This is a genomic window from Gilvimarinus sp. 2_MG-2023 (assembly GCF_030547685.1).
Lineage (GTDB): Bacteria > Pseudomonadota > Gammaproteobacteria > Pseudomonadales > Cellvibrionaceae > Gilvimarinus.
This window is the reverse complement of record NZ_JAUOQM010000053.1, coordinates 134,938-154,371: the sequence shown is the minus strand read 5'-3', so window position 1 is coordinate 154,371 and position 19,434 is coordinate 134,938. Positions and strand designations below refer to the sequence as shown.

The 19,434-nt window shown below is 43.7% G+C and carries 20 protein-coding genes; 12 read left to right on the top strand and 8 right to left on the bottom strand.

The genetic code is table 11. The features are described from left to right. The first annotated feature begins 491 nt into the window (after positions 1-491). The gene (locus tag Q4526_RS16410) at positions 492-1,505 is read left to right on the top strand and encodes a hypothetical protein (protein WP_215978210.1); all 1,014 of its coding nucleotides are present in this window, start codon (positions 492-494) and stop codon (positions 1,503-1,505) included. A gap of 134 nt (positions 1,506-1,639) precedes the next feature. Beyond that, a complete protein-coding gene (locus Q4526_RS16405) occupies positions 1,640-2,698 on the top strand; it encodes a hypothetical protein (RefSeq protein ID WP_215978209.1) in 1,059 nt (352 codons plus the stop codon). A gap of 763 nt (positions 2,699-3,461) precedes the next feature. Here the strand turns inward: Q4526_RS16405 and Q4526_RS16400 are convergent. From Q4526_RS16400 to Q4526_RS16390, 3 genes are all read right to left on the bottom strand, one after another. Continuing rightward, the gene (locus tag Q4526_RS16400; protein WP_215978208.1) at positions 3,462-4,250 is read right to left on the bottom strand and encodes a sulfite exporter TauE/SafE family protein; all 789 of its coding nucleotides are present in this window, start codon (positions 4,248-4,250) and stop codon (positions 3,462-3,464) included. A gap of 95 nt (positions 4,251-4,345) precedes the next feature. Next, positions 4,346-5,374, bottom strand: coding sequence for a methionine synthase (locus Q4526_RS16395; RefSeq protein ID WP_215978207.1), 1,029 nt, complete (start codon positions 5,372-5,374; stop codon positions 4,346-4,348). Between the two features lie 28 nt (positions 5,375-5,402). After that, positions 5,403-6,380, bottom strand: coding sequence for a putative oxygenase MesX (locus tag Q4526_RS16390; RefSeq protein WP_215978206.1), 978 nt, complete (start codon positions 6,378-6,380; stop codon positions 5,403-5,405). 673 nt (positions 6,381-7,053) lie between these two features. Between Q4526_RS16390 and Q4526_RS16385 the strand changes: the two genes are divergently transcribed. Continuing rightward, positions 7,054-7,875 (top strand): Stf0 family sulfotransferase, encoded by an 822-nt coding sequence (locus Q4526_RS16385; protein ID WP_215978205.1) that lies wholly within the window; start codon positions 7,054-7,056, stop codon positions 7,873-7,875. A 229-nt stretch (positions 7,876-8,104) separates the two neighbouring features. On the opposite strand, the gene Q4526_RS16380 is transcribed toward Q4526_RS16385, so the two are convergent. Continuing rightward, positions 8,105-8,293 carry a hypothetical protein gene (locus tag Q4526_RS16380; protein ID WP_215978204.1) on the bottom strand — a complete coding sequence of 63 codons (189 nt, stop codon included), beginning with the start codon at positions 8,291-8,293 and terminating at the stop codon, positions 8,105-8,107. A gap of 257 nt (positions 8,294-8,550) precedes the next feature. Between Q4526_RS16380 and Q4526_RS16375 the strand changes: the two genes are divergently transcribed. Continuing rightward, positions 8,551-10,332 (top strand): alkaline phosphatase, encoded by a 1,782-nt coding sequence (locus Q4526_RS16375; protein WP_215978203.1) that lies wholly within the window; start codon positions 8,551-8,553, stop codon positions 10,330-10,332. Between the two features lie 338 nt (positions 10,333-10,670). Further along, positions 10,671-11,384, top strand: a complete 714-nt coding sequence (locus Q4526_RS16370) for a PRC-barrel domain-containing protein (RefSeq protein WP_215978202.1) — start codon at positions 10,671-10,673, stop codon at positions 11,382-11,384. A 141-nt stretch (positions 11,385-11,525) separates the two neighbouring features. Here Q4526_RS16370 and trxC read toward each other — a convergent pair whose 3' ends face one another. Then, positions 11,526-11,960 (bottom strand): thioredoxin TrxC, encoded by a 435-nt coding sequence (gene trxC / locus Q4526_RS16365; RefSeq protein ID WP_215978201.1) that lies wholly within the window; start codon positions 11,958-11,960, stop codon positions 11,526-11,528. Between the two features lie 150 nt (positions 11,961-12,110). Between trxC and Q4526_RS16360 the strand changes: the two genes are divergently transcribed. Continuing rightward, positions 12,111-12,494, top strand: a complete 384-nt coding sequence (locus Q4526_RS16360) for an STAS/SEC14 domain-containing protein (RefSeq protein ID WP_215978200.1) — start codon at positions 12,111-12,113, stop codon at positions 12,492-12,494. Between the two features lie 5 nt (positions 12,495-12,499). On the opposite strand, the gene Q4526_RS16355 is transcribed toward Q4526_RS16360, so the two are convergent. The 3 genes from Q4526_RS16355 to Q4526_RS16345 all read right to left on the bottom strand — a co-directional run bounded on the left by Q4526_RS16355 (position 12,500) and on the right by Q4526_RS16345 (position 15,016). After that, positions 12,500-13,555 carry a CNNM domain-containing protein gene (locus tag Q4526_RS16355; RefSeq protein WP_215978199.1) on the bottom strand — a complete coding sequence of 352 codons (1,056 nt, stop codon included), beginning with the start codon at positions 13,553-13,555 and terminating at the stop codon, positions 12,500-12,502. Positions 13,556-13,746: 191 nt separating this feature from the next. Then, complete coding sequence (locus Q4526_RS16350; protein WP_215978198.1) at positions 13,747-14,292, bottom strand: bacterioferritin; 546 nt, start codon at positions 14,290-14,292, stop codon at positions 13,747-13,749. 73 nt (positions 14,293-14,365) lie between these two features. After that, the gene (locus Q4526_RS16345; protein ID WP_215978197.1) at positions 14,366-15,016 is read right to left on the bottom strand and encodes a BON domain-containing protein; all 651 of its coding nucleotides are present in this window, start codon (positions 15,014-15,016) and stop codon (positions 14,366-14,368) included. Between the two features lie 315 nt (positions 15,017-15,331). Between Q4526_RS16345 and Q4526_RS16340 the strand changes: the two genes are divergently transcribed. From Q4526_RS16340 to Q4526_RS16315, 6 genes are all read left to right on the top strand, one after another. After that, positions 15,332-16,396 (top strand): AI-2E family transporter, encoded by a 1,065-nt coding sequence (locus tag Q4526_RS16340; protein WP_215978196.1) that lies wholly within the window; start codon positions 15,332-15,334, stop codon positions 16,394-16,396. A 171-nt stretch (positions 16,397-16,567) separates the two neighbouring features. Then, entirely contained in the window at positions 16,568-16,729 is a 162-nt protein-coding gene (locus Q4526_RS16335) for a DUF1328 domain-containing protein (protein ID WP_215978195.1), read from the top strand. A 39-nt stretch (positions 16,730-16,768) separates the two neighbouring features. Then, entirely contained in the window at positions 16,769-17,059 is a 291-nt protein-coding gene (locus tag Q4526_RS16330) for a hypothetical protein (protein WP_215978194.1), read from the top strand. Next, positions 17,059-17,523: a hypothetical protein gene (locus Q4526_RS16325; RefSeq protein ID WP_215978193.1), complete on the top strand. Its 465-nt coding sequence runs from the start codon at positions 17,059-17,061 to the stop codon at positions 17,521-17,523. The genes Q4526_RS16330 and Q4526_RS16325 overlap by 1 nt, the downstream gene beginning before the upstream one ends. A gap of 351 nt (positions 17,524-17,874) precedes the next feature. After that, positions 17,875-19,197, top strand: a complete 1,323-nt coding sequence (locus Q4526_RS16320; protein WP_215978191.1) for a sigma-54 dependent transcriptional regulator — start codon at positions 17,875-17,877, stop codon at positions 19,195-19,197. Next, entirely contained in the window at positions 19,198-19,419 is a 222-nt protein-coding gene (locus tag Q4526_RS16315; RefSeq protein WP_215978190.1) for a histidine kinase, read from the top strand. It begins immediately after the preceding gene. Positions 19,420-19,434 lie beyond the last annotated feature (15 nt).

Here is a 19,434-nt window from a genome sequence, read left to right as displayed (position 1 = left end):
AAAAATCGCGCTCCCCCGCGTTTTTCCTTAATCACGCATCCATGCGCGATTAACCGCCAAAATCTACCTGCGTTCGGCTGAGTGAGATGGGGGAGGGGACTTCGTAGCGGGATTTACTTTTGCGTCAGACATCAGTCGTCCGGCCTCTGGCATTTCATTTTTTTAGGTACACACACTTCACGGTTTTCAAGATACGGTAAAACCTTTATAGTCAGAAACTTAACCAAATCGGAAGGTGAAATAACAAGACCCCTGTGTGCGAGATAATGCGCATGCAAGCTTTGCTCCTCCTTTCCTGAACTAATAAATAAGTTAAACCGCTTAAAAATCAGAAGCTTGTGTCGTGTTCCTGACCTTTTCTCAAGGAGTGATAACGCGCATGAGTGATATACAAATGTTATGTATCAAGTGAGCAGAAATAATTGAAAGCATATTTGAGGCACGAGGATAGTTCGCTAGAAGATTCAACTGGGAGGATGATCTTTTTCAGTATGGATAGATTTGTATCCGATATCTGCGAAGGTGATTGCTGTTTCATGTGTGGTGCTTCGCCAAAAGATAAAGAGTTCAATGAAGAGCATGTGATACCAAAGTGGATTCTCCGAATGCTTGATATCTACACGCTATCTATTACTTTGCCAAATGATGAAAAAGTACGATATGACAAGTATACGGTGCCATGTTGTGAGGAATGCAATTCATTTCTAGGAAGTGAAGTTGAAGACATTATTCGACCAATAATTGATGGCGGTTTGGAGTCTGTCAACTCATACATTCAAATGAATGGGCCTTGGAAGATATTTCTTTGGTTATCCCTTATTTTCTTTAAGACGCATCTCAAAGATAGTTATTTTCGAAAACATTTGGATAGAAGATTATGTGATGATCCAATATCTAGAGATTATGAATGGGGACTACTACATCATATTCATTGCATGATTCGCGCCTTACAGAATGGGGTTTCAATTAGTAATGAGTGTCTGGGCTCTCTGGTTGTTCTTTCAGCGAAGACTGCTGAGCATTTGGATAAATACGATTATAGAGATGTTTACGCTGCCAATACTATTCTGTTAAGAATTAATGATATTGCTTTTGTAGCGGTTCTTGACGACTCATGTGCGGCGTTGAATTTCTTTTCGGATCATTTTAAGCGACTTTCAGAACCATTATCTCCTATACAGCTTCGAGAGGTTCTGTCTCATTTCACTTTATTGAATAGTAAGCTTAAGTATCGTCCCGTTTACACGACCAAGATTGATCCGTCTACTGGTGAGGCAGTTATTATTGCTCAGTTGCCTGAGAGCATGGAGCTAGAAAGTCATACTAGAGAAGAGTTTGGTGAGATATTGTATGCAAATGTCGAAGAATACCTCGATAAAATGCCCAGTCCAGACATAAGTTTTACCAAAGAAAACGTGTTAAATGGTTGTTACAATTTTCTTTTCGATGAAAATAAAAAATTCATTTCAAGTTCAATGGATTTAATTGTAATGGAATCAAAATAGTATACATGACAAAGCTATACACCGGAAAAAACCTGCGCGTTTTTGTGCAACTCGCGCAAGCGCTCAAACAATGGCATAAAAACCCCCGCTTTCGTTTCCGGTGATAGCGGAGTTATACCTTATAGGAAGTTTGTATGTTATTCGAGATCACAAAAAATGATACTTTAAAGAGGTATCTATCAAAATGGCAGCCCCGAGAATTGGATGTTGAAAGATTCATAGTATCTGCCGATAGCGATAACAATATCCTTGATTCTTCTGTGTTTGGCGAACCTCTATTAATCATCAGCAATCAGGTTAAAACGAAATTCAAGAAAAGGGCCGATATTCTAGCCATAGATCGCTACGGAAACGGTGTTATTATTGAATTAAAACGAGATCGAGGTTTTTTAGGGGTTGAAACTCAAGCGTTACAGTATCTTGCCGACTTTTCTGCATATAAAGGTCAAGACTTTATAAAGCAATTCTCAAAAACAAATACTCAATTAGAAGAAGAAATTAACTCTTTTATCGGTGGCAATGCCACCTTAAAAGACATTAATAAATCAAGTCGTATCATTTTGTTGGCTAGAGAATTTGATCCAACTATTTACTCTATGGGCGAGTGGCTTTCAAATAATGGCGTAGCATTTCGCTGTATCCAATATGAGCCTACTGAAATAGATGAAAAGCGTTTCATTTCTTTCAGTATTGCCTTTGATCGATCTAAAGATATATTAAATCCACTTTCTCTTGGGGCAATCGCGAGAGAACCCAGCTATTACTGGCACAATATTGCTCGCGCCGATCAAGAGTGGTGGGAGTATCTAGTTGAGGCAAAACAAATCCCAGCTTGTTTTGATAGTGCGCCAGGGGACCAAGGAGAAAAAATATTAACTAGTTATATCTCTGGTGATGTGATCGTTGCTTATTCAAAGGGTTTTGGCGCAATTGGTTGGGGTGTAATCGAAAACCCTGAGTCTTATAAGCTTGCAAAGGTTGGGGGTGCTGAAGACCGCTTGAAAGGTGATTGTATGCACAGGCTTTCAATTAATTGGAAAGCGGTAGCAACTGATCTGTCAGAAGGTATAAAACCAGCTAGCGTTCGAGATAATTTTGATATTTACCATCCATTAAGCACATCGGTAAGTATCGATCCTTTCAAAGCAAAGCGCCTTATTGAAAAGCTGAATATTAAATGCAAAAAGGTATAACAATTAGCTCCCCAGGATTAACTCACATCTCCTGTGATCTGCGGTGTTAGGGCTTCAGATATGAAGCAGAATCAACTCGCAAAAGCACAAAAAGAATTTCCTGGAAAAATGCTTTTGAGTTTTAAGATGGCTTGGGCGAATCAGCATTAATAAATGAAAAAAATCGACCACTCCGAACTGATTGGTGGAAAGGCAAAGAGGTGTATATCATTGCAGTTGATCTTGATGAGAACTTTTTGCACAGGCATTGTGATGGGGCTGTTCGCTATTGGATTCATCTGAAGGGATACTCACACTTAGCACTGGGCGAGAACGCGGCAGCCGAAAAGGTGTTTCGTCATTAGTTCTGACAATATCGATTATGCCCGATGGCTCGACTTTGCATTATTTAGGCAGGCAAAACTTGAAGAGATTGTACAGTTTTGGGATGACTTTATAGCGAGGAATCCAGAGTCCGCAGAGGCCTATGGAGCGCGCGCTGGTACTTACTATCACTTAGAGAAATACTATAAAGCGATCGATAGTGCGCGTATTGCAGAACGATTGGGTGATAAAAGTGCGGAAGAGTTTATCGTCCGGTTAACTAAATTGATTACAAGAGTGGAAAACACCGAATAGAGGCTATCCCAATAAATAGCAATGGTTTTATTGTTTACATAATCAACTAAGAGAGGGTTTAAGGTAACAGCTCTGGCTGTCAGGTTTGCTATAAATCAGTGATGTGCTCACCCGTCTATAGCAAACCTAGTGTTCTTTATTCGCATTAAAAAACAATAAATCGAACGCCGACGATAAAAAGCAGCACGGCAAAGAGTTTTTTCAAAAGGGCTGAGTCTAGCGAATGTGCGAGTTTTGCCCCTACGCGTGCGCAAGGTACACTGGTGATGGCAATGCCTAATACCGCAGGCCAATATACAAAACCTGTACTCCAATGTGGTAAGTCATCGTGGTTCCATCCTGCTGCTATGTTAGCGAAAGTGGCGGCGAGTGCGATTGGTAAGCCGCAGGTGGCAGAGGTGGCAACCGCTTTACGCATATCGATGCGTAGCCAAGTGAGGTAGGGTACGGTGAACGTACCGCCGCCAATACCAAACCACGATGAGCCAAAACCAATTACACCACCGGCTATGCCCAGCCCAATCGCCCCCGGCTCTTTACCTTGCCCGGGTAATTGCCAGTTTAAGAGCATTTTTAGTGACAGTATTAGCGCGAAAAATCCGATGAGCTTTTGTAATACAGGGCCGGGTATAGAGCTAATAAAGAATACCCCTACACTAGTGCCAAGCACTAACCCTAGAGTCATGTGTTTTGCAATACGGCCAATAATGGCTTTATTGCGATGATGTTCCAACACTGAGCTGATAGAGGTGAATACAATGCTGGCTAGAGAGGTGGCGACTGCTATATGGGTGAGAACATCGGGTGAAATTCCAATTGCGATAAAGCTAAAAATAAGTACAGGCACAATGACCATACCACCACCAATACCAAACAGACCGGCCATGAGCCCAGCGAAAGCCCCCACCATTAAATAAAGTAAAAAGAAGGACATGCGTGCCTCATATATGTCAGTGTTAGCAATCTAGCGTAATAGGTTGGAACCCCGTGAAAATACAACCGGGGTCTTCGATAACAAATCGATGAGTTTTATCGGGTGAGTTCGCCCCGAACAATATCTGCGCCGGCGCTTAAGGCGTTAAGTTTACCTCTGGCGATCTCGCGAGATAAGGGAGCCATGCCGCAGTTGGTGCAAGGATAAAGCTTATCAGGGTCGACAAAATCCAGCGCCTTGCGCAAGGTGTTGGCGACCTCGTCGGGTGTCTCAATGATGTTCGTGGCAACGTCAATGGCACCAACCATGATTTTTTTACCGCGAATCAGTTCAATTAACTCTATAGGCACTCGAGAGTTATGACACTCCAAAGAAATCATATCGATAGTAGAGGCCTGCAATTTAGGAAATGTTGCTTCGTATTGGCGCCACTCACTACCAAGTGTTTTCTTCCAGTTGGTATTGGCTTTAATGCCATACCCATAACAAATGTGTACAGCTGTTTCGCAGTTTAGGCCTTCAGTAGCTTTTTCTAGTGCCGCGATTCCCCAATCATTGACTTCATCAAAAAATACATTAAACGCGGGTTCGTCGAACTGAATTATATCTACCCCCGCTGCTTCTAGCTCCTTGGCTTCTTGGTTTAATATTTTGGCGAATTCCCAGGCGAGCTTTTCACGACTCTTATAGTGGTCGTCGTAAAGCGTGTCGATCATTGTCATTGGGCCAGGTAGTGCCCATTTTATTGGCTGTTTGGTTTGTTGGCGAAGAAATTTAGCATCTTCAACAAAAACTGGCTTGGAGCGATAAACATCCCCTACCACAGTTGGTACGTTGGCGTCGTAGCGGTCGCGGATTTTTACGGTTTTTCGTCGTTCAAAATCCACACCGCTTAAGTGTTCCATAAAAGTGGTTACAAAGTGTTGCCGAGATTGTTCACCATCACTGACAATGTTAATGCCGGCGTTCTGTTGTTCTTGTAATGAGACTAGTAAAGCATCTTTCTTTCCTTCGGTTAGGGCATTTCCTTCGAGTTTCCAGGGAGACCAAAGTGTCTCTGGCTGGGAAAGCCAGCTAGGTTTAGGTAAACTTCCTGCTGTTGATGTTGGTAATAACTGTTTCATGGCGTTTTTTGTCAGTTTATGGGTTGCTTTAAAGTGTGTGATTGTCAGTGAGGTTTTTTAAAGCCGAATTAAAAGGATTAATAAAATATTCTTCAGCAAACTTGGCTTGTTTAATCGCCAAACGGCTTCGTTCCTCACGATCGTATTGTATTTTTGTTAATGAGTGATCAACATTATTCAAGTTGGGTTGATAGAGTTTTCCGGCTACCGCATTAGCGTTGTAAATTTCAGGCCGATATATCTTCTGAAATGTTTCCATAGTGCTGATGGTTCCGATTAACTCAAGATTGGTGTATTGATTCAGTAAATCATTTACAAAATAGAAGGCCAAAGGAGCAACGCTATTGGGCGGCATAAAGTAGCGAACCTGCAGGCCCATTTTTCTAAAGTATCTCTCCGTCAATGAAGATTCGGTGGGCTGGTATTCAAAGCCTAAAACTGGGTGGTGATTTTCTGTTCGGTGGTACGTTTTTTTATCGGAAACGCTTAAGCAGACAACCGGAGGTTTAGAAAAGTTACTGTTATAAGCTTCTGAATTTATGAATTGCTTAAAAATACTGCCGTGTAAGTCTCCAAAGTTCTCGGGAATAGTAAATTTATCCTGACCTTTGTTGTGATTTTGTAACACGATACTGAAATCATAATCACGGACATAGGACGAAAAATTATTTCCTACGATGCCTTCTGTGCGGATGTTTTCCTTATGGTCATTAATAATGGTTTTTAGTATTTCTATTGACGGAAAGCTGCGATTTTCGCTCTCAACTTTCATGTCGACTGAAATAATTTCTAGGTCGATGCTGTAACGGTCCCCGTTTGGGTTGTCCCAGTGTGCTAGGGCGTTAAAGCTATTGTCGATCATTTTTAGGGCGTTACGCAGGTTCTGCCGACGGTGCTCGCCTCGGGCGAGATTGGCAAAGTTGGTTGTAACGCGTGTGCTGTCTGCAGGTTGATAGTTTTCATCGAAACAAATGCGTTTAATCGCAAAGGTAAGGTTGTGATTCATCGTCGCTTATCATCCATTTAGTGTGTAAATCGAAATTATTTGCGGTTCCGTTAAGGCCCTTTGGTCTCGCTCGTTGGCAGCTTGTCTAAGCGTCGGCGGGCTATGCCCATATTGGCGGCGAAGTATGTATAGCGAAGGGCTGGGGCTATTTATACCGAAATGAATGCATGAATAATAGTGATGTATATTCATGTATTCATTATATATATTCATGTGTTGGGGCGGTGCGGTATGGTGTTGTGAGGTTGCTGATTTAGGCACTACGTGTTTTGGTGGGGCAGGGTGGCGCTGGAGTCCCAGTTCAAGCTTCATAAGCACTGATATTTAGGAGCTGAGTTGCTGCGCCTTTTATTTCTTATGCTAGCCTCAGTTATACAACGGAGTCGATTTGATGCCATTGATTAGATGTTAAGAGTTACTTAAGTCGAATAAATAATCACATCAATGGCGGGATTAATTAAACCGCAATAACCTGCCTGATTAATCGCTTGAGACTAGGTTGGGTGACGTGATGAGGTAGTCTTGGTAGGCATAACAGGGCAGGTCTTTTGTTGTTTATATCAAAATAAGTGCAAGGTGATAGAATTACATTATAATAACTATTTTTAATAAATAGTTAATGCTTAAAAATTCTGCTGTTATTGTTTTTATTATTTAAATAAGGTTTGTATGCATGAACTCTGATATTGGGATGTACGGTATCCCCTATAATATTTCACCACATGGAATGAAAATTGTTGAGTATTTTGGTTTAGAGAATGTGATAGTTACGGAGCCTGATGACCGGTTCTCCCGTTATAAGCACTATATTTTAGGCTTTACTAACCGTTCGGGATCAAATTATTTGGCCGAAATGATTGCAGGTGATGCCAGATATTCTCCGGCAAGAGAATCATTATGTGCCGATATGGTCATAGAGAAATCCAAAGAGCATGGTTTTAAAAGATTCTCTGATTATTTGTTTTGGCTGGTTGAAAGCACTACTGAGCACGGGCATGCTTTTGGTGCTAAAGCGTCCTTTGGTCAACTAAGTTGGCTGGCAGCAACTGGTGTCTTTGAGAATTGTTTTCCGCAGGCGCGCATTATTCATATGAAACGGGAGAATGTGGTTGCTCAAGCGCTTTCGTTATCCATAGCAAGGCAAACCAAACAGTGGATGTCTACACAGAAAAGTAAAATTAATAGTGATGATATATCTTATAATCCGGTAGAAATTAATAGGTTTGTTAAAGAAATTGTCCGCTCTAATGCAGAGTTTGAGGGGTTTTTTCTTAAACACTCAATAGATCCGGTAGAAGTTTCGTACGAGGATTTTTGTAATAATACGGAACAAGAGCTTGGAAATATTTACAGGGCATTAGGTTTTTTTAATATAGGGTTAACTCTAAACATTAATGGCTCGAAATTGCTTAAACAGGCGGGCACTATAAACCAATCTTTCGAAGATCGATTCAAGCAAGAAAACCGTATTGGAAATATTTCTAATAAATACTAATATATAAAAAATTTAGAAATACTTAATAAAATATTAGTAACGCTGTTCTGATCTGGTGTCGAGCGTGCGGCGCCAGACTTTGATTTGTGAGTTCCGATAATTTTTTCTAAGTGAGTGAGTCAAACGTTTTATCCGCAGTAACAAATTTGGGATGAGGGAATGAATCTGTATTTCTATAGTAGGCATAATATAGATAACGAGTCTGCCTACCCACGATAATAATTTTGCTTTACTTCTTAACGGGGACGTTTTTTAGCAGTTCTACAATCACTGAGTTGCCATTCAGTTCAGCGAGGTCTATAAGGTAAGACTTTTCGAGCTCAACCATGGGCTCATCGGTTAATAAATCTTTAACGGAGGTTTCATCGCCATTGGCGATAGCGGTTTTCAATGCTGAAAATTTGTTAATACTTCGCATATATTTTCTCCCACTTGTGATTTCCTTTTCGGCCATATTTACCAACGATGGTGTCGGTATCAGGTTTATTCAATATCCGGGCTGCTGTTATTTGTAATCTTATCTTTATATAACAAGTATGACTTAAATTGGTAGTGCATTTCTAATGATTTTTGCTGGAATCTCCCGAGTTTGTCACATTGCACAGTGATGTCTGTCACACCTATGTCACCAATACCGGTAATAATCGATTATTTACTGAAGCTTTGGGGTGATATATGCCAGATGTATCTAGGCGGGGTTTTATCCGCAACGGTTTAGTGGGCCTTGGTGGTGTGTATGTGACATCGGCGCTGAGTGGTTGTGGCGGCAGTGACGATAGCGAAAACTTAGGAATGGGCACCTTTGCCCACGGGGTGGCCTCGGGTGACCCATTAGCCAATAGCGTTATTTTATGGACGCGAGTGACGCCTGCCGATAGCAGTGCAGAGGCGGTGCGGGTCAGTTGGGAGATTGCCGATAACCAAGCGTTTAATAATATCATTGCCGAGGGGTCGGGTGAGGCTCATATTGCTCGCGACTTTACCATTAAGGTGGATGTACAGGGCTTGTCGCCAGATTCACATTATTATTACCGGTTTAAAACGGCCAGTACCACCTCTACTGTTGGGCGTACACGTACTATGCCTGATAACAGTGCGGAGAAGCTGTCACTGGCTGTGGTGTCTTGCTCAAACTATCCGGCGGGTTTCTTCCATGTGTATAACGAAATTGCCAATAAGAGTGTAGATTTAGTGCTGCATTTGGGTGATTACATCTACGAGTATGGGCGCGACGGTTATGCATCGGACATGGCAGCGCAAATGAACCGGGAAGTTTTACCGGCCAGCGAGATCCTGTCGCTGGATGATTACCGTGCCCGTTATGCACAGTACCGAACAGATGAAAATTTGCAAAAGGCTCATGCCTCGGCACCGTTTTTGGTGGTGTGGGATGACCATGAAATCGCCAACGATACCTACATCGACGGTGCAGAAAATCACGACGCAAGCGAGGGCGACTTTGCCGAGCGCAAGTTGGCGGCACTGCGGGCCTATTTTGAGTGGTTGCCTATTCGCTCGGAAGGGGCACTCGACAGCGACGGCCTGGCTATGCCATCGAGTATTTATCGTCAATTTGAGTGGGGCAATCTGGTAAATTTATTGATGCTCGATACCCGTAACGAAGCGCGGGCTAAACCTCTGGAAACAGGCAGTTACTTTAATGCTCAGACGGGCACATTCGACTTTACCGGGCTGTTTGCCGATATAAACGATCCGACTCGCGAGCTATTAGGCGCGCCGCAGCGCGACTGGCTGGCTGCGGCTTTGACTACCTCAAGTGCAACCTGGCAGATGTTGGGTCAACAGGTTTTAATGGGGCGAATGAATTTACCTTTTGCCATTGCCACCCAGCAAATGAGTATTCCGGATTACGCCGAGTTGGGCGCGCTGGCTTTATTAGCGGCGCGTGCAGAGCAGGGCGACCCGAGCCTCAGTACTGATGAGCTGGCGTATTTACAGGCTAACCAAGAGCGTCTTACGCCAGAGGTTGTGGCCTTACTGCAAGCGCCCAGTATCCCTTATAACCTGGATGCCTGGGACGGTTATGGCTATGCGCGCGAACAGGTGTTGGCCATGGCCCGCCAGGCTAACGCACGGTTGGTGGTGCTGGCTGGCGATACGCATAACGCATGGGCCAGTGAAATTGCCGATGCCGATGGCAATTTTGCAGCGGTAGAATTGGCCACCTCATCGGTAAGTTCACCGGGGTTGGAAGAGTACCTGGCCATACCGCCCGATGCTTACGCGCAAACCGAAGCGGGAATAGTCAACTTGGTGGAGGGGCTGAAGTATTTGAATAGCGCTGACCGTGGCTTGCTAACCCTGGACATTACCCACGAGCGTATTATCGCGCGCTGGGAGTTTGTTACCTCGGTACAAGAGAGTGACTACAGCCTACAAGCCTCCAGAACTCAGGAAATGACGGTATCGGCGGATAATCCATATCACTTTAGTTAGTCATTTTCGAAAAAGTAAAATCTAAAACGCCGGGTAATACCGGCGTTTTTTGTGATTTCTACTTTTTACTTTTGAGTGATTCAAGTATTGCCAGCCTTTACAGACTTCCTTTGCATATTAGAAAAATTATTCGTCAATCGTTGTAATTATTTCCAGTAGGCGACGCTGAATCGGTGTGAATGTGAGCAATTTCACGCGGATGCGTTAAATTTAATTTTGGCATAGCAATTGCGACTAGCAAGTCAGAGATTGGGTTTACGGATTAAAAGCTGTGTATTGCGGCAGACATTTAGCCCGTAACTCCCTAATTTGTCTTAATGACGTTGGAGGTAGTTGCTATGAATATTTCTCGGAAAATGACAGTTGCTCAACGGACTCGTGTGTCGGTAGCGGCACTTGTTTTTGCTACCTGTGGTCTCGCTCAGGCAGCAGAGGATACCGCATCTGAGCAGATTCAATCACCTATATCGTTTAATGAGGTCGATCGTGATACCAGTGGCAGTTTACACTGGCAAGAGGTAAAAGACGCATACGGCGCAAAGCTTGAATCGCTACATTTAGATAAGAGCACGACTCTAAATCGCTTCGATAAAAATGGCGATGACGTTTTAGAGCCGCAAGAGTATGCCGAGTTGTCACGGACTATCGCGCGTGCTGTTGCCAAGTCGCAGGATACCGAGCTTGCGTATCAAGCGGGTGATCAACGTCAGCGTACGGCTGAAAGAACCTTTCAGGGCCAGAGCGACATGCAGGCCAAAGCGGCTGTTACGGTAGATCAGTTGCCGGCCGATAACGCTGATCGTGTGGAAGGTTTTAATGTCATCAATCGACAGGCAGAGATTGTGGGCGAAGTTGAGAAGGTGATTGTCGACGATGGCAAGGTGCAAAACGTTGTGGTGAGCATTGGTGGTTTTATGGGTATTGGCGATAAAGACGTCGTGGTTGATGCTCGTGAGTTGCGTATCGATGTCGACCATGTTGTTTGGAATACGCCCCTAACTGAACACCGATTGGATAATTTGCCTGAGTACTCAGAGGATGAGCACTCTTAATGGCAGGTGCAAAAAGTTGCTTGCGCAGAGGTCCTGATGACTGACAGTGCCACAGGTGTGAAATATCTGAGCCAGAAGTGCCGAGCTGCGCGGTCAAGTAGCTCGGCAAGTTTACTTTCCCGTCTACGGTGACGCTAGCGGTTAGCGCGATAGAGTTTGATGCAACCATTGCAGAAATTGCGGATAGGGCGGAGCACCGGCTTGTTGATCGAGTATTTTCCCCTGTTGAAAAATCATTAGGGTTGGAATGCTGCGAATTTGAAATTGCGCCGCTGATTGCGGAGCCTGCTCGGTGTTAACTTTTATAAAGCGCGCGATTGGCTCAAGCTCCGCGGCTCGTGCAAATGCTGGGCCAAAGCTCTGGCAGGGGCCACACCATTCGGCCCAGAAATCCACCACTAAGGGAAGCTGCTCGTGCGATAGCCAGCGGGTAAGCTGCGCGTCGTTAGCGCTAATGGGTTGACCGGTAAAAAGTGGCTTGTGACATTTACCGCATTTGGGGGCCTCGCTTAGGCGAGAATCATCCACTCGGTTGGCAGTCAGGCAATGGGCGCAGAGAGTTTGCAGGTATGCCATGGTTATTCCTCTTTATGTGCAAGGGTGCATTATAACAAGTGACGAAGCGTCTGAAAGGTTTATCGCTGTAAGTATAGATGTGTGGAAATGTGCTCGGAAATGAGCTAAAAATGGAGATAATACTAACCTCTATACTCTGGAGATGAGTCTATGAATTCGATTAAGCATGGCATAAGTATTGGTATGGAGGGGGTGGGCAGTGATTTTTTTCTCTCCCTTAAAGCCGTGGGTACATTAACCCATGCCGATTATAAAATCATAACACCGTTTATAGATTCAGCTCTTGAGTCTGTTAACTCACCTAAGGTGAATGTGCTGATTGATGGAACGGAGCTGGAAGGATGGGAAGCTCGGGCCGTCTGGGATGATTTTAAGATCGGTCTTAAGCACAATAATCATTTTCATAAGATTGCAATTTTAGGCAATAAACGTTGGCAAAAAGTGGCGGCAAAGCTCGGTAGTTGGTTTGTATCGGGTGAGGTTGAATACTTCGAGAGTCAAGAAGCAGCCATAGTCTGGTTGCTGGAGCGTTGAGAATATTACGGACTTGCATCGCCGGCGTGTTGGCGGGATTTTTGTTTGCGCCACTGTCGGCGGGCTAGCTCTTGCATGTCGCGAGTTTTATCATTTTCATCGACAATCTCCCGGCCGAGCAGCGCCTCTAGTACATCCTCTAAAGTGATAATACCCAATACATCGCCAAATTCGGTGACAACCAAAATAATATGCGTTTTCTTGCGGAGAAATTCCTCCAGAGCTTGTGTCAGTGGCATGGCATCTAGCAGAGCGGGCAGCTCGCGCCGGTAGTGACTAAGGGGTTGATCTACCTCGCCGCGAGCCTGGGCTAATAATAAGTCGCTAAGCAGTACCACACCGGTAATGTTATCGGGTTCGTCATCATAAATAGGGATGCGCGAAAAGGGGATGGTTTTATGCCGATTAAAGACCTCGCTAAGGCTGCTGTTAGATGGCTCGCTAAACAGTACGGTGCGGGGAGTCATTGCCTCTCGGATGGGAGTTTGGCGTAGTTCTAGCAGGTTTTTGACGACTTGGCTTTCATTTTCATCCAAATGCCCCTCTGCACTGCTAATGTCGGCGGCAATAGCCAGTTCTTGACGGTTGAGGCCCGCCCCGGCTCGCTCTCCGCGTGTAATCAGGCGAGTTAATAACTCGGATAGATAAATAAAAGGCGTGAGGAGTTTAATTAAATAATGTAAGCCAAAGGCCGTCGGAGGAGCTAGTTGACGCCAGTAGTAAGCGCCTAAGGTTTTGGGGATGATTTCAGACAAGACGAGTATCAGTAGAGTCAGCACCGCTGAAAAGAGGCCCAGATAAGCGTTACCAAAAACAACAGTGGCCTGGGCCCCGGCGCCTGCCGCGCCAATGGTGTGGGCAATGGTATTCAGGGTGAGTATGGCCGCCAAGGGGCGCTCTACATCTTGAGTCAGCTTGCTTAGTAGTAGGCCCGAGCGTTTCCCCTCTTGTGCCAAGAGCGATGAATAAGCCGAGGTAACGCTTAATAGCACGGCTTCGGCAACAGAGCACAAAAAAGAGACGCCCAACGCCAAAGCAATATAAAACAGTAAGAGTGTCACAGTTATACCTTTGTCAGTGAGCGCTACTCTAGCCTAGCAGGCTCGGTGCAAACTTGAAAGGCAAAGGGGCCTGCTTAGGGCCTGGGCAAATATGGCCTAGGGGATATCCTTAAGGCCAGTATTGCCCAGTTGGATAGGCGTGTGAGAGCCGCCATTTAACCCGGGCAGGAATGCAACTTTTAACACAGCTATTAAACATCGGCCCCGATATGTTCCAGTAAATCAACCAGGTCGTCCGCATGCTCTTCTTCTTGAGCTAATAGATCTTCTAATAGCCGGCGTGTGGTTGGGTCTTTGTCGCCGATATACTGAATCATTTCGCGGTAACTGCTGATGGCTATACGCTCTGCCACTAAATCTTCTTTGAGCATTTCTATCGTATCACCACCGCTGTGATAATCGCTGTGTGAGCGCTCAGCCAGTACCGAAGGGTTCATTTCAGGCTCGGCACCCAATTGCGAGATACGCTCGGCTAACTTGTCAGCGTGTTCTTGTTCTTCTTGAGCGTGTTCCAAAAACTCGACAGCGGCATCGCGTGCGCCACGGCCATTGGCCGTAAAGTGGTGAACTTTATAGCGCAGAACACAAATAAGTTCAGTGGCTAATGCTTCGTTAAGCATCTTAACAATAACTTCGCGGTCGTTGGTGTAGTCCTCGGTAACCGCGCCGCGCATCATATGTTGTTTGGCTTTCTGTTTTCGTGCCTGCAAGTCATGTATAAAAGCTGTCTGTGTCATGGTCTTCTCCATATATGGGTGTGTTTAATCTCTATAAGTCGACTGTGGCAGGGTAAACTTGCCGCAAAAAAAATTAAGATTGAACTTTCAATTGATTATCAACAGACTCTACGCCGTCATGCTTGGCCGCAATGGCTTCTATCAATTCTTTTTCGGCTTCAGTATCGACTCTACCTTGTAAGGTTACTTCATCACGAAAGGTGTCAATGTTAATGTCCAGTGCGCTTACATTAGATGATGCCACTAGTTGAGACTTGATTGCAGCTGTAGTGCTTAGATCCTCTACATACTGAGCAAAATCGCGACCTTCCTCCTGGTCTGAATTTGTTAACTCTTTTTCGATGGTTAATTCATTTTTAACTTCATCAATACCTTCGATACCTAGAGCAATGTTACTGGCAAGCTCGATATCAATATCGCTGGAAACGTCGCCTTCTAGAGTGGCGACATTGTTGTCCACGCTGATGTCGATATCGAATGGGTTCAAGTGCTCATTCATAATCAAAGCTGTTTCAAGTTTGCCTTCGATCCAGCCATCGCGAAATGCCACTTTGGTGGTGTCCCATGATTGTTCGGCATCTTGTTTAAATTCAGACCAGTATTCATCGGCATTTCGTTTTTCTTTATAGGTCGAGTTTCCGGCGCTGGCTGTAGGTGCTAGTGATGCGGTCATTAAGGCTGCGATAGAAGTCGAAAGTACTGTTTGTTTGGTTAGATAATTCATGATTTATCTCCTTCATAGCTAAAAACATAGTCGGTGGCCTATAAGCTGAAATCGTGCCAACTGTATGAGGGTGCGGTAAGAGCAGTAAAAAGGCTGATAAGACTAGGCGCTATAAACTAAATGGATGATTTTTGGGTATTAATTGCAAGAAAAATGTAAAAGCTATAACCCAGCGGCGGCTGACCTGCGTATTAAAGCTGAAGATATGCGTTAAGTGGGGTTCTGATGTTGGTATGAAAATAGCACTAAGGTCTTATTGGGGTCGGTAGCGGTTATCGACAGGATAGGCGGATCAAACTATACACGGATATTCGAATGACAAGTCAGTTGAAAAATATTTGGATAGATAAAGAGAGCAATGATAACGGTCGTTTTGCATTATGCATTCTCGGTGTTATGGCTGTGGTGTATACACTGTATTTTGCTAAATCGTTATTTGTACCGATTTTGGTGGCGGGCTTTGTGGCGCTTTTTTGTAGTCCGCTGGTAAAGTTATTAAAGATATTGCGGGTACCTAGACCAATAGGGTCAGTTTTTATTATTGGTTTATTAATAAATTGCATAGCTTATGTATTGAATTTGCTGGTGGAGCCCGCCAGCCGTTGGTTGCAAACCGTCCCTTATATACTGCACCGATTAAAGACAGAGGTAGGGGGAGTGGCTAAGCCTTTATCGGCATTGCGTGAAAGTGTGTCGGGGTCGGGAGAGCAGGCAGTGGGTACCGCGGTTAATGCCTCAGTCGATAGTCTAATTGCGCTGATGGCAGAAACGACAGTAATGGTCTTTATTCAGCTGCTGGCAATTGTTGTGATTACATACTTCTTTTTAGCGTTCGGTGAAGACTTGGCGCGAAATGTTGTTCGATTTCAAAAGACAATGGCTTCTAAAAAAGCCACTCTAAAAGTGTTTAATACTACAAAAACCGATGTCTCTCGTTATGTGTTAGTGATCTCATTAATTAATATGTTGTTAGGAATATGTACGGCTTTAGCAATGTACGCACTGGGCGTTAGAGACGCCTTATTGTGGGGGGCGTTGGCCGCTATGCTTAACTTTGCACCTTATATAGGCCCCATGGTCATCACCATCATTTTAACGGGCGTAGGCTACATTGAGTTTTACAATATTCAAGAGGCACTTATTGTGCCTGGTGCTTTTTTAGCATTGAATTTTATCGAGTGTCAATTTGTAACACCTACCTTTCTCGGTAAGCGCTTTAACGTGAATCCTTTGTTTGTTGTCTTATGGATGTTCTTCTGGGGGTGGTTGTGGGGTGCGGTAGGCATGCTATTGGCCATTCCGTTGTTAATGTGCTGTCGAATACTGGCATCGCAGCTCAATCTAATAGGTGGTTGGGAGCGAGTCGTTAAAAGTAAATAGATTTACCCGCGGATATTGAAGTGTCTGAAAGCTTGTAAGAGTGATAAAAATTGCAGAATGTGCAAAGTTCCATATGATGAAACCCTCGTAAGTCGTTGATGTATATAGAATATATTTATTGGCATGAAGATTGAAGGTACTTTGATACACAGCAATGTTTAGGAGGTTAAGATGTTAGGTTATGCAATATTGTTTTTTGTCATAGCGTTAGTCGCAGCTGTTTTGGGTTTCGGTGGTATTGCAGGTGCGGCAACAGGTATTGCCCAAATACTGTTTTTTGTATTTCTCGTCCTGTTTATTTTGTCGATTATTTTTGGGCGCCGTCGCCCGTAACCGTCTGCGAAATTTATATTTAAACTAAGGAGATAAGTTATGGCTACTCAAGCTACTAAGAAAGCGAATTCGTCAGAAAGTGCAGAAGTTGCTGAGGCAATTGATCAAATTAAACAGGCCTCAACCAGTGTTTACGAAGCTTTCGGATCATTATCTGAAGCCGGTAAAGCAACAGCCAGAGAGGCTTTGGACGAAGGTAAAACTAAAGCGACAGACTATGGTCTGCGTGCAGAGAATGTTCTGCGTGAACGGCCTGTAGTGGCTGTAGGTGTTGCCTTTGCTGCTGGTTGGTTGGTTTCTCGCTTGTTAGTACCGCGCAGAGAATCTTAATGACTGATGAGTTAGATAAGTCATCCTCGGCCCGGCAGAATTCGACCGAGAGTGTCGATCCTACCGGGCAGGATTATGTTGCCATTGGTAAAACATTAATTGCGTTGCTGGAGGAGGGCGCTACTCTAGCCGGGCTAGAGGCGCGTCAACTTATCACTACGCTGCCAAAATTGATTATGGCGTGGCTGTTAAGCCTTCCTATATTGTTATTTTTTTGGTTGGGTTTGAGCAGTACAGCCGGTATGTATGTTTATGCAGTTTCTGATAGTGCTGTCATAGGTATAGCAAGTTTTACGGTTTTACAAGCTTTATGCTTTGTTTTGTTGCAGTTATATATAAAGCGATCTAAGCACTGGATGTCATTTCCCTATACGCGCGAAAATATCAGGGCATTAATTGAAGGGGTTCAACGTGCGACAAGTGAAAAAGAGCAAAAAAAGCCAAGCGAAAATTCAAGAGATTAAGAAGGATTTAGGTCTGCAAATGAGGGAAGCAGGAATTAAAATTGGCCCTAGGCGGTTATTGATTTGTTTGATGGTTGCTGGGTTCTCATCTGGTGTCTTGTTCGCACGCGTCAAAACGAAAGGAATATACAGAAAAGGTCTTATTCCTTTAATTAGAAAAATACCGTTAGCTCTCTAATTATATTATTATCGCCTAGTTATAAAATGGAATGTATATAACGTTTGTGCATAAATCATGCTTAGTTTAGACTAACAAATAAGTCTGATTGTGCGCCCAATAAATCGCAATGTAATAACCAAGCAGCGGTTTAAGTAGGAGCGCTATAAAAATTTTACTGGGGAATATTAGTTGTGGCGAAAATACTGTTAGTTGATGACGATCAAACATTTGTTAATACGACTCGTGAGTTGTTAGAAATGCTTGGCCATATTGTGGCCAGTGCAACATCGTTCTCTAGCGCTAAAGAGATATTGAATCGTCAAAGTTTTGATCATCTAATTCTGGATTTGATACTCCCCGATGGTAGCGGTCTCAATTTATTAGAATCTATTGAAGATCATAACTCTTGTAGTGTGACATTGGTTACTGGGCATCCGTCGGTCAAGTCGTTAGTTAAAGATTTGTTAGGGCCCAATATATCCTACCTGATAAAACCTATTGACCTTCAGCAACTCAAGGCGGCTCTCGATACCACTACTAGCAGTATTGCTGAGTTAAATTCTGATAAAGACTTACATTTTGGTTGCTTAGTCGGTGAATCAAAACCTATGACAAATCTTTATCAGCAAATTGAACGTGTGGCAAAAACCAAAGCTAACGTCATGTTGATGGGGGAGAGTGGTGTTGGTAAAGAGATGGTGGCTTCGGCCATTCATTCAGCCAGCCAAGTCAAAGGAGACTTAGTTGCGGCCAATTGCGGTGCTTTAACCAGTGAGCTTATTGGTAGTGAGCTGTTTGGTCATGAAAAGGGAGCATTTACCGGTGCAATACAACGCAAAGAAGGTGTTTTTGAGCGTTCAAATGGAGGAACACTATTTCTCGATGAAGTTACCGAAATGCCTATTGATCAACAGCCCAATTTACTTAGAGTCCTGGAAACTCAAAAGCTGACTCGTATCGGCGGTACGGAGCTTATTAATGTTAACTGTCGTGTGGTTTCCGCTACAAATCGCAGTGAAGCGCAACTAGCTGAAGAAAAGTGTCTGCGCGAAGATATGTATTATCGATTGGCAGTTTTCCCCATTACAATTCCTCCGTTGCGTGAAAGAAAAGAAGATATCCCATTATTGGTAGAGCATTTTATCAAAGGCTTTAATCGTGAATATGAATCGGATATCGGTGTAGATGAGAAATCTTTAGAGCGTTTGTCTACCTATGATTGGCCAGGTAATGTTCGTGAGCTTCGCCATGCCATTCATAGGGCTTACATAATGGCGGATGTTACGACAAATCTATTGGTGCTTCCTGAAAATTTCACGTCACCATTTTCTAAGGCTGAAAATAGCAGCCCGGGTATAACAGTAGGTAAAACTGTTGAAGATGTTGAGCGGGAATTAATTGAATCCACCCTTAAACACTACGATGGCGACAAAAAGAAAACGGCGGAAGTTCTCGGGGTAAGCTTAAAAACTCTGTATAACCGATTAAATAGTTATTCAGAGGAGACAGCTTAAATGAATGAAGACGTTAAGAAGTTAATTCACGACGCTCGCAATCCATTGAATAATATTTCTGTGAATGCGGAATTGGGTAAATTAACATTAGAAACTATCAATGATAAAGAAAAGGCGATGGCTATATTTGATACGATTGTGAACGAGTGCAAACGCTGCAGTCAATCGTTAGATGTGCTGTCAAGTTATTTAAAAGATTCCAAGTCTAGCCCTGATGAGTAGCGACGTAATGAGTTC

What these genes read in the sequence shown, in the direction of transcription:
- Q4526_RS16410 (WP_215978210.1), top strand. Translation starts at nt 492, where the DNA reads ATGGATAGATTTGTATCCGATATCTGCGAAGGTGATTGCTGTTTCATG.
- Q4526_RS16405 (WP_215978209.1), top strand. Translation starts at nt 1,640, where the DNA reads ATGTTATTCGAGATCACAAAAAATGATACTTTAAAGAGGTATCTATCA.
- Q4526_RS16400 (WP_215978208.1), bottom strand. Translation starts at nt 4,250, where the DNA reads ATGTCCTTCTTTTTACTTTATTTAATGGTGGGGGCTTTCGCTGGGCTC.
- Q4526_RS16395 (WP_215978207.1), bottom strand. Translation starts at nt 5,374, where the DNA reads ATGAAACAGTTATTACCAACATCAACAGCAGGAAGTTTACCTAAACCT.
- Q4526_RS16390 (WP_215978206.1), bottom strand. Translation starts at nt 6,380, where the DNA reads ATGAATCACAACCTTACCTTTGCGATTAAACGCATTTGTTTCGATGAA.
- Q4526_RS16385 (WP_215978205.1), top strand. Translation starts at nt 7,054, where the DNA reads ATGAACTCTGATATTGGGATGTACGGTATCCCCTATAATATTTCACCA.
- Q4526_RS16380 (WP_215978204.1), bottom strand. Translation starts at nt 8,293, where the DNA reads ATGCGAAGTATTAACAAATTTTCAGCATTGAAAACCGCTATCGCCAAT.
- Q4526_RS16375 (WP_215978203.1), top strand. Translation starts at nt 8,551, where the DNA reads ATGCCAGATGTATCTAGGCGGGGTTTTATCCGCAACGGTTTAGTGGGC.
- Q4526_RS16370 (WP_215978202.1), top strand. Translation starts at nt 10,671, where the DNA reads ATGAATATTTCTCGGAAAATGACAGTTGCTCAACGGACTCGTGTGTCG.
- trxC (WP_215978201.1), bottom strand. Translation starts at nt 11,960, where the DNA reads ATGGCATACCTGCAAACTCTCTGCGCCCATTGCCTGACTGCCAACCGA.
- Q4526_RS16360 (WP_215978200.1), top strand. Translation starts at nt 12,111, where the DNA reads ATGAATTCGATTAAGCATGGCATAAGTATTGGTATGGAGGGGGTGGGC.
- Q4526_RS16350 (WP_215978198.1), bottom strand. Translation starts at nt 14,292, where the DNA reads ATGACACAGACAGCTTTTATACATGACTTGCAGGCACGAAAACAGAAA.
- Q4526_RS16345 (WP_215978197.1), bottom strand. Translation starts at nt 15,016, where the DNA reads ATGAATTATCTAACCAAACAAACAGTACTTTCGACTTCTATCGCAGCC.
- Q4526_RS16340 (WP_215978196.1), top strand. Translation starts at nt 15,332, where the DNA reads ATGACAAGTCAGTTGAAAAATATTTGGATAGATAAAGAGAGCAATGAT.
- Q4526_RS16335 (WP_215978195.1), top strand. Translation starts at nt 16,568, where the DNA reads ATGTTAGGTTATGCAATATTGTTTTTTGTCATAGCGTTAGTCGCAGCT.
- Q4526_RS16330 (WP_215978194.1), top strand. Translation starts at nt 16,769, where the DNA reads ATGGCTACTCAAGCTACTAAGAAAGCGAATTCGTCAGAAAGTGCAGAA.
- Q4526_RS16325 (WP_215978193.1), top strand. Translation starts at nt 17,059, where the DNA reads ATGACTGATGAGTTAGATAAGTCATCCTCGGCCCGGCAGAATTCGACC.
- Q4526_RS16315 (WP_215978190.1), top strand. Translation starts at nt 19,198, where the DNA reads ATGAATGAAGACGTTAAGAAGTTAATTCACGACGCTCGCAATCCATTG.